Here is a 9692-nt window from a genome sequence, read left to right as displayed (position 1 = left end):
AACCCCGCGATGCCCGGGGCCTGTTGCTTGTCCACCTGGGCGGTCCAGCGCGCCCTTGGCGCTGGCGAGGGGTCTGGGGGCGAGGAGCCCCCAGTACCCGGCCGAAGGACGGGTGCCGCACCACGGCGCTGCGCACCGGCCGTACCCCGGCGGCGGGGCCGGCGCCCACGGCGCTGCGCCCCGGCGGCGCTCGGCGCCCGGCCCGGCCACCCCCGGCCAGCCGCCGCCCACCGCGCACGCGGCCACGGTCCGGCGGCCCGTACGGCGGGGGTTCCGCCGTACGGGCGGCGCTGTCAGATGTCGAACAGGCCGATGGTGCCGGTGGTCGGGTGGTCGCCCGCGTCGAACATGGCGGCCTGGGTGACCTTCGGCCGGGTGGTGAACTCGACGGCGGACATGGTGCGCCAGTCCTTCGCAGGGGCGGCCTTGGGGGCTGCCGTGGCGGCGGCCTTCCGCTCGGTGAGGTCGGCAACGACGATTTCGGTGCGCGGGGCCGCGTCGCGCCACTCGTCGATGTACTGGGAGGTGTCGCCGCTGCACCCCTGCTCCAGGGTGATTCCCGTCTGGCGCTCGAACCGCTCGTACTGGACTCCCCGGGCTTCCTCCCGCGTCCGACATCCGCTGTGGCGGAAGGGGGCCGATTCCTGGGGGATGAGGAACACGCCGTGCCGGGCCACTTCGGCGGCGATGTCGATGACGTGGTACTCGAACCGGCTGCCGGTGTAGCGGGGAGCGGTGCGCCCGCCGCGCGCTACCGCCCCGTACGGCGGGTTCGAAATGGCCACGTCGAACGGGCCCCCTAGGTCCATGGTCGGCACGTCAAAGACGTCGGCACAGATCCACGTCGCCTCGGGCAGGATCTTGCGGCCTACGCGGACGTACTCCGGGTTCTTCTCGATGCACACGATCTCGCGCGCTGCACCGTGGGAACCGAGGTAATGCCACGCGGTCCAGGCCAGGCGGCCGATTCCGGCGCACAGGTCGATCACCCGGTCTTTGCCGAACGCCTCGATCACCATGTCTACGGCGAGACCGCCGGGAGTGAAGAACGCACCGTCGAGCCGGGCGGTCCCCTCCTCCATCAGGTTGTCGAGCACGAATTCCCGCTCTTCGGGGGTGAGTTCGCGGTCCAGCTCGATCAGGTCCTGCGCCTTGCGGTGCTGGGTCGCCTGCTCGGTGGTCATCTTCGCCATGGGGTCCGCCGTTCCGTTCGGGTTTCGAGTGGTGATGTCGGTCGGGGTGCCACCCCCTTCCAACAAGCTCAATATTACCAGCATTGAGCCTGATTCGGAAGCCGTAAAGGGCTCCTGACCAGGGAATTCCTGGGATCTATCGGGGTTCCGGGCCGGGCCAGCATGGCCCGGCCCGGTGCGGGCCTAACGGCGCTCGGGGGTGTACGTCCGGACGACTTCCAACACCCGGAAAATGTCCTGCCCGTCTCGGCGGACCTTGGCCAGCGTGTAGGGCTCGGGCTCGCCGTCGCGCAGCATGGTCACGCCGGGCCTGGCGGCGTCCTCCGGGGATTCCGGGAGCGGGATGCGCTCCCAGTGGGAGCCGAGAATGGAGAGCCATTCACTCTCCGGCCGCAGGATTCCCCACGCGTACCCCTCAACGCGGGAGCGGTCGGGGTGGAATGTGTCCTGCGGGTAGATGTCTGACGCCATGGTGCGGCTCTCCTCATTGGTTTCGAGTGTCCGGGGCGGCGGTGCCATCCGCCGCCCCGGCGGGGTAGGGGGGTCTGTCAGCCGTTGAAAATCTCGCTCAGCTTCTTGGTCGAGTGGATGATTCGCCCCTGCTTGTCGATTCGGTAGACGTCGAATTCGGCACGGACGTAGAGGGCGACATCGTGGGCGCAGTACCATTTGCGCTCACCGGAGACCTGTACGAAATACTTCCCGGAAAGGCGGCATCCCGTCGTGGTGCTGAATTCGCAGCGCGGGCGGCGAACCAGCGAAACGCGCTCACGCCTCAAGAGCACGAGGGCGTCAGTCCAGACGTTGCGCTTGCACGAGCGGCAGATGCGCATTCCCCATTCCACGCCAGCGGCGCGCGCGTCCTCGTACGTGGCGTAATACTCGTCGGCTACGACGTATTCGCACACCTTGTTCGCGCAGTCCCAGTTGGCGCACCCACCGGTCCAGTAGCCGGGCGTCTGCGCGGCCTTCTCGCGGAGCTGCGTTGCGATCTGGGCGGTGGTGAGCGTCGCGGTCATGTCGTCTGCCTCCGTGGTTTCGAGGGGTTCTCGTTGTCCGGGGTGCCACCCCCTTCCAACAAACTCAATATTACCAGTGTTGGACCGGATCGCATAGCCGAAAAGGGGGTCTGACCAGGGTTTTTGCGGAAGTTCCATGATCTTTTAGGGAGCGTCCGGGCCCCGCCGCCCCCCTCCTTGCCAGCCGCTTTTCCCTTCCCCGGCCCCGGGCCGGCCCGCACCTCCTCCACCGGCTCCAGCTCCTCCTGGCCCTCCTCGACCTCAGCCCCTCGCCCCGGCCACGACGCGCCGGCGGACGACGACGGCGCGGAGGAATCACCCCGGCCCACCACTCAGTCCAGCCCGTCCCCCGGTCCCCGGGGGGCGGGCGTCCGGAGGAGCCCCCCGGGGCTTCGCGCAAGGAGCGAAGCGACGCAGCCCGCGCGCAGCGCGGGCCGCAATAAGGAGGGCCCCCCGGGCCCGACGACTGCGGCGCACGGCCGGATCGCACCGAAGGTGCGATGCCCACCCGGCAACCCGCGGCCGCACCACCGGCCCCCGCCCCCGGCGCCTGGGGTGCGCGAGGGGGCGGCGCGAGAGCGCCCCTCGCAACCCGGCCGGAGGCCGGGTGCCCCACCCTCGCGCTGCGCGCCTGGCTCCGGCCTGACGGTGCGTGGTCGTCGCTCACGCAGAGGACGCGCCGCTGCGTGCGCGGTTCGCCGCGCTTCGTCGGCCTGTCGACGTCCTGCCCTGTCCGGGCAACGCGGAGGGGCGGAAGCTGGTCGCTTCCGCCCCTCTGTGTGACTCAGTGCCAGACAGCTCTGCCCCATCGGACGAACCAGTACCGGGTGCGCCCCTTCCGGAGGTTGACGGCAAGGCCCCTGCGGCGGCGGCGCGCTCCCCGGTAGCGGCCGTGCACCTCGTCGGCAGGGACCGCAAGGGCGGCCGCGGCGGTGAAGTGGACCCGGGAAAGGTGGTCGGCGGCGGTCATCCGTGCGCCGTTCCACCGGTCGCCGGGGGTGAGCGCGAGGTGGGCCCGGTCCAGGATGGTCCGCGCGGCGGCCAGGGTAACGGTGCTGACGGCGGCCAGGGCGCCAGCCCGGTCCAGGGCAGCGCGGGCAAGCCGGTTGGCAGCGAGGCACGCGGCGGAGTCGCATCCCCGGCATTCGGGGTCGGCCCGCACGGCGAACTCGTCGGGTGCGGGCGGCAACGTCGCGAGGATGCCGCGGGAGTGGTCGAGCAGGGCCGCGACGCCTTCCGGGCCGCCCGCAGCGTGGTTGACCGGTTCGACGGAGCTCTCGTGCAGCGCGTCAAGGAGCGCGTTGCGGGCGGCCGCCGTGGACCTGTCGAGGCCGGCGGCCGCGACGGCGCGGAGCTCGGCGCGTGTGCAGACCTCGGCCGGGGTGCAGGAGCAGCGCGCGGGGTCAGCGGGCTCGGGCTCGGGCTCCGGGGCCGGGAAGATGACAACGGACTCCACGGCCGCCCGGCCGGGGTTCTGGACGGTGGGGGTTCGCGCAGCCTGGTGTCCGGCCTCGCGGATCAGGCTCGCGCACTCCAGGAGCATCCTGCGCCTGCGGTGGATGTGCCCGCCCGTCAGGTGCTCGTGGGCGTCGCGGGGTTCGCACCAGTAGGTGAGGACCAGGGCGGCGTCGTCGGCGGTCGGCCGGAGGGTGAATCCGTCGCGGCCGGGGGCGATGGGGTGGTGTCCGGCGGCGGCCAGCAGGGCGGTGATGCTCGCGACGGAGGGGGGCGGCACGTGCGTGTTCATGGTCCTCTTTCGGGTCGGTGTCGGGTTTCGAGGGGCCGGGGCGGCGCGGCCATGCGCCGCCCCGGCCGGTGCGATGGGTGCTACGAGACGGGGGCGAGTCCGGCCGGCTGCCAGCGGACGGGCCAGCGGTCACCGAAGTCGACGGCGATCCGGCGGGACCGCTCCGCGATGAAGGTCTCGATCTCGGTCACGCGGCCGGTCTCGGGCTCGGCGTCCTCGTCGGGGAGCTCGCCCTTGCGCCGCACGGTGTCGCCCACCGACCACCACACGGCGCCGTCATCGTCGACGGCGGCGGGCAGGTCTGCCGGGGAGACACCGAGGTCGGCCGCTGTGCAGGTGGCGCAGCCGAGCCGGGTTCCGGCCTGGTACAGCGGGCCGTCCTGCTCGCACCCCATGCACTCACCCGGGGAGACGTAGCGCGGCTCCCGCTCGCGCACCAGGGCGCCGAGCGCTACGTGTGCGGGGTTCATCAGCAGGACGTACGGGGGGCGGTCGCCGGGCTCGGTGCCGGACACCACGACACAGCCGTTGTGCAGGGTCGTGACCCGGGTCAGGGTGACGGGCTGGGCGGCGAAGGTGTCGGGGTAGCGCTCCCCCTCGCCGCCGTAGACGTACGGGGCGCGGTGTACGGGGCGGACCTGGCGGTATCCCTCGCGCTCGATCTCGGTCCAGCTGGCGAACCGCCATCCGGTCGGGGCCTGGGTGCGGCGGGCGCGGCGGCGCTCGATCTCGGCGGCCGTCGAGGTGCGGGCGTCGATCATGCGCACCAGCCGTTCAGCGGCCTCGTACTTGTGGCTGTGGTTGGTTCCGGCCGTACCGTCTCCGGCGCCCTCCGCCCACCAGGGGGAAGAGCCCCGGCCCATCTTCCGTACGTGTCCGGCCGGTTCGGCCGCGCCGTCGACGTAGACGGGGGTGCGCCCCTTGCCGTCCGGCTTGCCGTAGCGGTATCGCGTCTTGATGTCGGTCATGTCCTGCGTCCTCCGGTCTGGGTTTCGAGTGGTTCTCGTTGTCCGGGGTGCCACCCCCTTCCAACAAGCTCAATATTACCAGTATTGGACCGGATCGCATAGCCGAAAAGGGGGTCCGACCAGGGTTTTTCCCAGAAACCGAGGACGGTCCGCACGTCCCTCCGGGCCGGTCCGCCCCTCTTCCTTGCCAGCCGCTTTTCGACGTCGGCCACGACGGGCCGCACCTGGCGGCCGCCGGACCGGTAGACCGCTCCGGGCTGCCGTACGACGCGGCTGCGCGGCGGCCGCGCGCTCGTTCACGCAGCCATCGCGCACGGGGCGGGGTGCAGGTACCGGCCGGGCTTGCCAGGAATGGCGACGGGGGGCCAGCCGGGGGTGGCCCGCAGCTCATGCGGCGGGCGGTGAGCGCGGGCGGCGTTCAGTTCGGCGAGGGTGCGCATCCGGGCGAGGCGGCCGGCCAGGCGTCGGGCTTCGTCGTTCGCCCCGGCGGTCACCTCCGCGTACCAGGCGGCGGGGTCGTCGTCGGCCAGTTGGTCCAGGCGCTCCTCCTCGGCAACCCGGCGCCGCCATTGCTCGGCGGCCTCGATGACGGCGGCGTACCGGCGGGGATCGTTGGGCGGGAGCTGGCTCCACGCGAGCGATCCGTACGGGGGGACGATCCAGTCCCGCGCGCCTTCGGCGAGCGTGGTGACTTGGTGCTCGGCCCACAGCTGCGGGGCGTCGGCGGTCATGGTGTTCACGGGCTTCTCCTCCGGCGTGGGTTTCGAGCGGGAGGCCGGGGCGGCGGTGCCATCCGCCGCCCCGGCCGGGCGGTCACGCGATCTCGTGCTTGTAGACCTCCTCCGCGCCGTCGAACAGGTGGTCCTCGCTCAGGCCGTACGCGTCGGCGAGGCGTCGGAGATTGCCGACGTAGCAGGCGAGCGCCACGGCGCGGTCCGTGGTCCCGGCGGGAAAGGGGCGCCCCGAGAGGCGGACGATGTGGAGCTGCTCCAGGTCCTGGGGGCTAAGCGCGTAGGTGCGCCCGAGGTGGAACGCGTCGGCGAGCGCATCGCGGACGGCGATGGCCACCAGCTCCCGCGCGGTGGTTGCGCCCTCGCGGTCGCGGGCCTCGCGGGAGAGCGCACCCAGGGGGCGCAGGGCCGCGCGGGCGGCCTTCGCGGACGGGACGGGCCCGCGGGTTGCTTCCGGGTGGTCGAGCATGGCGGCGATGGCGGTACGGGCACGGCGAGCGTGGGTCACGGGGTCCTCCAAGGGGTTTCGAGTGGTGGTGCCGGTCGGGGTGCCACCCCCTTCCAACAAGAAGAACATTACCACTTTCGAGCCTGATTCGGAAGCGTGAAAAGGGCATCTGACCAGGCGTTTTCATGGCGCCGGCAGTAGGTGGAGCTCCGCTGCCGGCACCCCCCGAGGGCCGGACATGGAAACGGCCCGTACGTCCCCGGGGGAGGTACGGGCCGCATCCGAAACGGTCAGCCGACGGCGGTCTCCAGCGTCGCGAGGGTCTCCTGGCAGGCCGTTCCGAAGGTGATGACCAGCGGGTGACCGTCGTCGTCCGCCTGCTGGCACTCCCACCAGGCGGCCGCCGTGAGGTCGGCGAGCTCCTCGGCCTGCTGCTGGTCGAGCCGGAGCGGCACGCCCGCTGTTGCGCATCGCGGAGTGGCAGCGTTCAGCCAGTCGGGCAGGCCGCCGGGGTGGCACATCTGCAACGCCGCGTAGAGCGGCCCGGACACCGCCAGGGTGAGGCTCATGCCGCCGGTCCGCTGCCGGCCGGTACAGGCGCGGGAGCGTGCTCGTCGAGCCAGCGGGCGGCCGCGGTCAGGTTCGGGAAGAACTGGCCGTCGAGTCTGCCGTGCTTTCTGAAGATCGGGGTCCCCTGCTCCCCCGGGGCCGGCGGGGACAGCTCGGTGAGGTCGTAGCTGACCGTGTAGGTCGCTCCGCCTCTGGGTCCGATGGCGGGTTCGACGACGCCGACGATGTCCTCGGGGGCCAGGCGCAACGCGTTGCGGCGCGCGACGAGGTACCACTGGGGATCGCCGGGCGGGTCGCACAGGATGCCGAGCCGGGGCGGGGGGCCCTGGTAGATCCAGACCTGGCCGACCCGGCGGGGCTTGACCCCCATGCCGAGCCGGGTGGTGTCGTAGACCATGGGCCGTCCGGGGAGTTCGGCATCCAGCTTGGTCGCGGCGCCGCACTTCGGGCAGTAGATCCGGACCGTGAGCGCCTCGTACTCGTCGCCGTGGCCGCACGCGGTCTTGTCCTCGGTGCCGATCGGGCAGGAGTGGCCGCTGTAGGAGCTCTCGCGGACGGTGGTGTCCATCCGGTAGTCGACCTCCCACCCGGTCACCGTGCAGCCGTCGCGGTGTTCGGGGGCGGTGTAGCTCAGGTGCGCGGCGAGCGCGGACAGGCCGGTCACTCCTGCCCCGCAGGAATGCCGAGGTCGGCGTGGAGGGCCTTGAGCTCTTCGAGCTTGGGGCCGTCCTCCAGGGTGTAGAAGTCCTCCAGCCCCATGCCGATCATGTGGGCCTCCAGGACGCGCTTCGCCGTCGCGGTGCCGAAGGTGTTGAGATAGGCGTCCAGGTGGACGGGACGGCCCTTGGCGTAACTGAGGGCCAGGTGCAGCAGCTTGTCGGTGGACCCGCTCAGGATCATCGACTCGTCGTCGCGCAGGGCGGTCCAGTCGACTTCCGCGATCAGGACGCGGCCGGCCTCCGGGTCCTCCTCCCACACGAGGGCGGTGTGGCGGGCGAAGTCGGCCCGGCCGGGCAGGCCGGTGAAGGTGAGCAGGTGGGTGGCGGCCCGCCGCAGCTCGCTTCGGCTGAGCTTGGCGGCGGCTTCGAGAGCCTCGGTCATCTCTTCTTCGGAGAGCGATGCCGGGCTGGGGGTGACGTCGTGTCGCATGTGGTCCTTCTCAGCTGTTGGCGTAGCGGTGCAGGGCGTAGTCGTGCGGGCTGTTCCCGGTGACGGCCGCGGAGACCCGGCGCATGAAGCTCTGGTAGGCGTCCTCCTGCGGCGGGGTGAGAACGATCCGCTCGGGCGTCTCGTCGCCGGGGTCGGCCACGGCGGCGAGCAGCACGTCGACGTCGGGCTGGTGCGGCAGTTGCCAGACGGACAGGCCGCGGAGGAAGTCCTCGACCATCTGCCTGTCGTTGCCCTCGCGGCCGGGGTCGGCCCAGTCGTCGGCCATCTGCTGGAGGAAGTCCCCGAGCTGCGTGTGGTCCGTGCCGTCGAGCGCCGTACGGAAGTGGGCGAGGACGGCGGCCACGGCGGCGACGTCGCGCGGGTCGACGTCGGCCGGGTAGAGCGGGGTGTGCTCCCATCGGCCGTTGGGGGCGTAGAGGGTGTAACGCCCGGCGGGCCGGTCCCGGTTCGGTTCGGAGCGCCCGATGTTCGTTCCGGTGTGCCGCAGGGGTTCGGGCAGTGCGCCGAAGAGGCGGCCCCACGCCTCGTGGGCGCCGATTCCGTCCAGGTCCGGCGGCAGCTCCCACGCCTCCTCGTCGCCCTCCTGGACGGCGCGGGCGTTCAGGGCGAGCTGCATGAGCAGCGGCTCCTCCATGCCCATGAACAGGGACAGCCAGTCCTCGTCATCGGGCAGCAGGACGCGGGTCGTCTCGGGTGCGGCGGTCATGCGCTGGCCTCCTTCGCGGCCGGGGCGGCGAAGGGGTTGGGGGCCTCGCCGGAGAGGATCTTGTGGACGAGTTCGGCGACCTCGCGGGCGCCGTCCTCGGTGGCGGGGGCGGCGATCGGGCGGGGGCCGTCGGCGCTGGCGTACTCATCGACTCGGATGTCCCAGCCATCGCTGGTGAGCGCGAGGGAGACGGGGGCCTGGCCTCGGTAGCCGAAGCGCGGCCCGTCGGGCAGCGGCTCGACGACGACCCGCTCGCCGGGCTGGACCGTCAGCCCCTTGGCGCTGAGTTCGCTGACCAGGGTGTCCCGCGCGGCGTGCCGTTCGGTGCCGGTCAGCTCGACGCGCGAGCAGTAGCGGGCGGCCAGGGCCTCCAGGACGCCCAAGGGGAGGCTCGTGACGGCGGCCCAGTCCTCGCGGTCGATGTGGTGTTCCTGGCCTGCCGTGTAGAGCTTGCCGAGCAACTCGGCGGCTTCGGCGAGGACGCTGGGGGTGTAGATGACCCCGGAGCCGTACGGAGCGCGGGCGCTCTGTTCCTCGCGGGTCCATCGGCGGATGTCGATCTTCGCGGCATCCAGAGCGGTGGTGTCGCTCATCGGCGGCTTTCTCTCCTAGGTTGTACGGACGGGGGTCCGGGGCCGATTACCGCGGCCCCGGACCCCTACTGTGTCGTGCTGCTCAGACATTCCGGGCCGGATCAGACGAGGACGGCCCGCAGGAGTCACGCCCCGGTGCTGGGGACCTGGATCTCGCGGTGGACGACTTCGGTTTCGACGTGGTTCTGGCGCAGCACCCGGGCGATCTCCTCCGCGATGCCCACCGACCAGTGGACTCCCCGAGCGTCGCCCACGGCGATCTTCACCAGGCGGGCGCGGGCGTCGGCGACGTCCTCCAGGAGGCCGATGGCGAGCAGCGCGGTGTTGTCGACGAGCCGGGCGACGCCCGCGGCCGACAGGACCGTGTTCGCGATGTCGGGGTCCAGACCGGTGCGCTGTTCCGCGTCCGGGATCTGGTGGGTTGCCAGCACGTGCCGGCGGATGTCCAGCGTGATGTCGCTCGGTTCCTCCGGGGTGCCGTGGCCGTAGCCGAAGGTGTTGATGGTGACGCGGACCATGTGGTGATGCTCCTCAGTGGTGGGGCCTG

At 71.9% G+C, this 9692-nt stretch carries 13 protein-coding genes; all 13 read right to left on the bottom strand.

Translation table 11 applies throughout. The features are described 5' to 3' along the window. Positions 1–293: 293 nt before the first annotated feature. The gene (locus AB0G56_RS31285) at positions 294–1193 is read right to left on the bottom strand and encodes a methyltransferase (RefSeq protein WP_360975910.1); all 900 of its coding nucleotides are present in this window, start codon (positions 1191–1193) and stop codon (positions 294–296) included. Positions 1194–1376: 183 nt separating this feature from the next. Beyond that, entirely contained in the window at positions 1377–1664 is a 288-nt protein-coding gene (locus tag AB0G56_RS31280; RefSeq protein ID WP_360975907.1) for a hypothetical protein, read from the bottom strand. A 77-nt stretch (positions 1665–1741) separates the two neighbouring features. Continuing rightward, complete coding sequence (locus tag AB0G56_RS31275) at positions 1742–2212, bottom strand: hypothetical protein (RefSeq protein WP_360975904.1); 471 nt, start codon at positions 2210–2212, stop codon at positions 1742–1744. 784 nt (positions 2213–2996) lie between these two features. Further along, positions 2997–3959: a hypothetical protein gene (locus tag AB0G56_RS31270; protein ID WP_360975901.1), complete on the bottom strand. Its 963-nt coding sequence runs from the start codon at positions 3957–3959 to the stop codon at positions 2997–2999. An 80-nt stretch (positions 3960–4039) separates the two neighbouring features. Next, a complete protein-coding gene (locus AB0G56_RS31265) occupies positions 4040–4927 on the bottom strand; it encodes a hypothetical protein (RefSeq protein ID WP_360975898.1) in 888 nt (295 codons plus the stop codon). A 296-nt stretch (positions 4928–5223) separates the two neighbouring features. Continuing rightward, positions 5224–5658 (bottom strand): DUF2742 domain-containing protein, encoded by a 435-nt coding sequence (locus tag AB0G56_RS31260; protein WP_360975916.1) that lies wholly within the window; start codon positions 5656–5658, stop codon positions 5224–5226. Positions 5659–5740: 82 nt separating this feature from the next. Beyond that, the gene (locus AB0G56_RS31255; protein WP_360975895.1) at positions 5741–6166 is read right to left on the bottom strand and encodes a hypothetical protein; all 426 of its coding nucleotides are present in this window, start codon (positions 6164–6166) and stop codon (positions 5741–5743) included. 230 nt (positions 6167–6396) lie between these two features. Next, positions 6397–6675, bottom strand: coding sequence for a hypothetical protein (locus AB0G56_RS31250; RefSeq protein WP_360975892.1), 279 nt, complete (start codon positions 6673–6675; stop codon positions 6397–6399). After that, positions 6672–7340, bottom strand: coding sequence for a hypothetical protein (locus tag AB0G56_RS31245; RefSeq protein ID WP_360975889.1), 669 nt, complete (start codon positions 7338–7340; stop codon positions 6672–6674). The genes AB0G56_RS31250 and AB0G56_RS31245 overlap by 4 nt, the downstream gene beginning before the upstream one ends. Beyond that, positions 7337–7825, bottom strand: coding sequence for a hypothetical protein (locus AB0G56_RS31240; protein WP_360975886.1), 489 nt, complete (start codon positions 7823–7825; stop codon positions 7337–7339). The genes AB0G56_RS31245 and AB0G56_RS31240 overlap by 4 nt, the downstream gene beginning before the upstream one ends. Before the next feature lie 10 nt (positions 7826–7835). Next, the gene (locus AB0G56_RS31235) at positions 7836–8552 is read right to left on the bottom strand and encodes a hypothetical protein (protein ID WP_360975883.1); all 717 of its coding nucleotides are present in this window, start codon (positions 8550–8552) and stop codon (positions 7836–7838) included. Next, on the bottom strand, positions 8549–9145 hold the full coding sequence (locus AB0G56_RS31230) for a hypothetical protein (protein WP_360975880.1): 597 nt from the start codon (positions 9143–9145) through the stop codon (positions 8549–8551). The genes AB0G56_RS31235 and AB0G56_RS31230 overlap by 4 nt, the downstream gene beginning before the upstream one ends. Positions 9146–9270: 125 nt before the next feature. Next, on the bottom strand, positions 9271–9663 hold the full coding sequence (locus AB0G56_RS31225) for an RNase adapter RapZ (protein ID WP_360975877.1): 393 nt from the start codon (positions 9661–9663) through the stop codon (positions 9271–9273). Positions 9664–9692 lie beyond the last annotated feature (29 nt).

Origin of the sequence: Streptomyces sp. NPDC021356, from assembly GCF_040641015.1 — a bacterium.
Taxonomy (GTDB): Bacteria; Actinomycetota; Actinomycetes; order Streptomycetales; family Streptomycetaceae; genus Streptomyces.
The sequence above is the reverse complement of the archived record's forward strand: the minus strand, read 5'-3'. Positions and strand labels throughout refer to the sequence as shown.

What these genes read in the sequence shown, in the direction of transcription:
- AB0G56_RS31285 (WP_360975910.1), bottom strand. Translation starts at nt 1,193, where the DNA reads ATGGCGAAGATGACCACCGAGCAGGCGACCCAGCACCGCAAGGCGCAG.
- AB0G56_RS31280 (WP_360975907.1), bottom strand. Translation starts at nt 1,664, where the DNA reads ATGGCGTCAGACATCTACCCGCAGGACACATTCCACCCCGACCGCTCC.
- AB0G56_RS31275 (WP_360975904.1), bottom strand. Translation starts at nt 2,212, where the DNA reads ATGACCGCGACGCTCACCACCGCCCAGATCGCAACGCAGCTCCGCGAG.
- AB0G56_RS31270 (WP_360975901.1), bottom strand. Translation starts at nt 3,959, where the DNA reads ATGAACACGCACGTGCCGCCCCCCTCCGTCGCGAGCATCACCGCCCTG.
- AB0G56_RS31265 (WP_360975898.1), bottom strand. Translation starts at nt 4,927, where the DNA reads ATGACCGACATCAAGACGCGATACCGCTACGGCAAGCCGGACGGCAAG.
- AB0G56_RS31260 (WP_360975916.1), bottom strand. Translation starts at nt 5,658, where the DNA reads ATGACCGCCGACGCCCCGCAGCTGTGGGCCGAGCACCAAGTCACCACG.
- AB0G56_RS31250 (WP_360975892.1), bottom strand. Translation starts at nt 6,675, where the DNA reads ATGAGCCTCACCCTGGCGGTGTCCGGGCCGCTCTACGCGGCGTTGCAG.
- AB0G56_RS31240 (WP_360975886.1), bottom strand. Translation starts at nt 7,825, where the DNA reads ATGCGACACGACGTCACCCCCAGCCCGGCATCGCTCTCCGAAGAAGAG.
- AB0G56_RS31235 (WP_360975883.1), bottom strand. Translation starts at nt 8,552, where the DNA reads ATGACCGCCGCACCCGAGACGACCCGCGTCCTGCTGCCCGATGACGAG.
- AB0G56_RS31230 (WP_360975880.1), bottom strand. Translation starts at nt 9,145, where the DNA reads ATGAGCGACACCACCGCTCTGGATGCCGCGAAGATCGACATCCGCCGA.
- AB0G56_RS31225 (WP_360975877.1), bottom strand. Translation starts at nt 9,663, where the DNA reads ATGGTCCGCGTCACCATCAACACCTTCGGCTACGGCCACGGCACCCCG.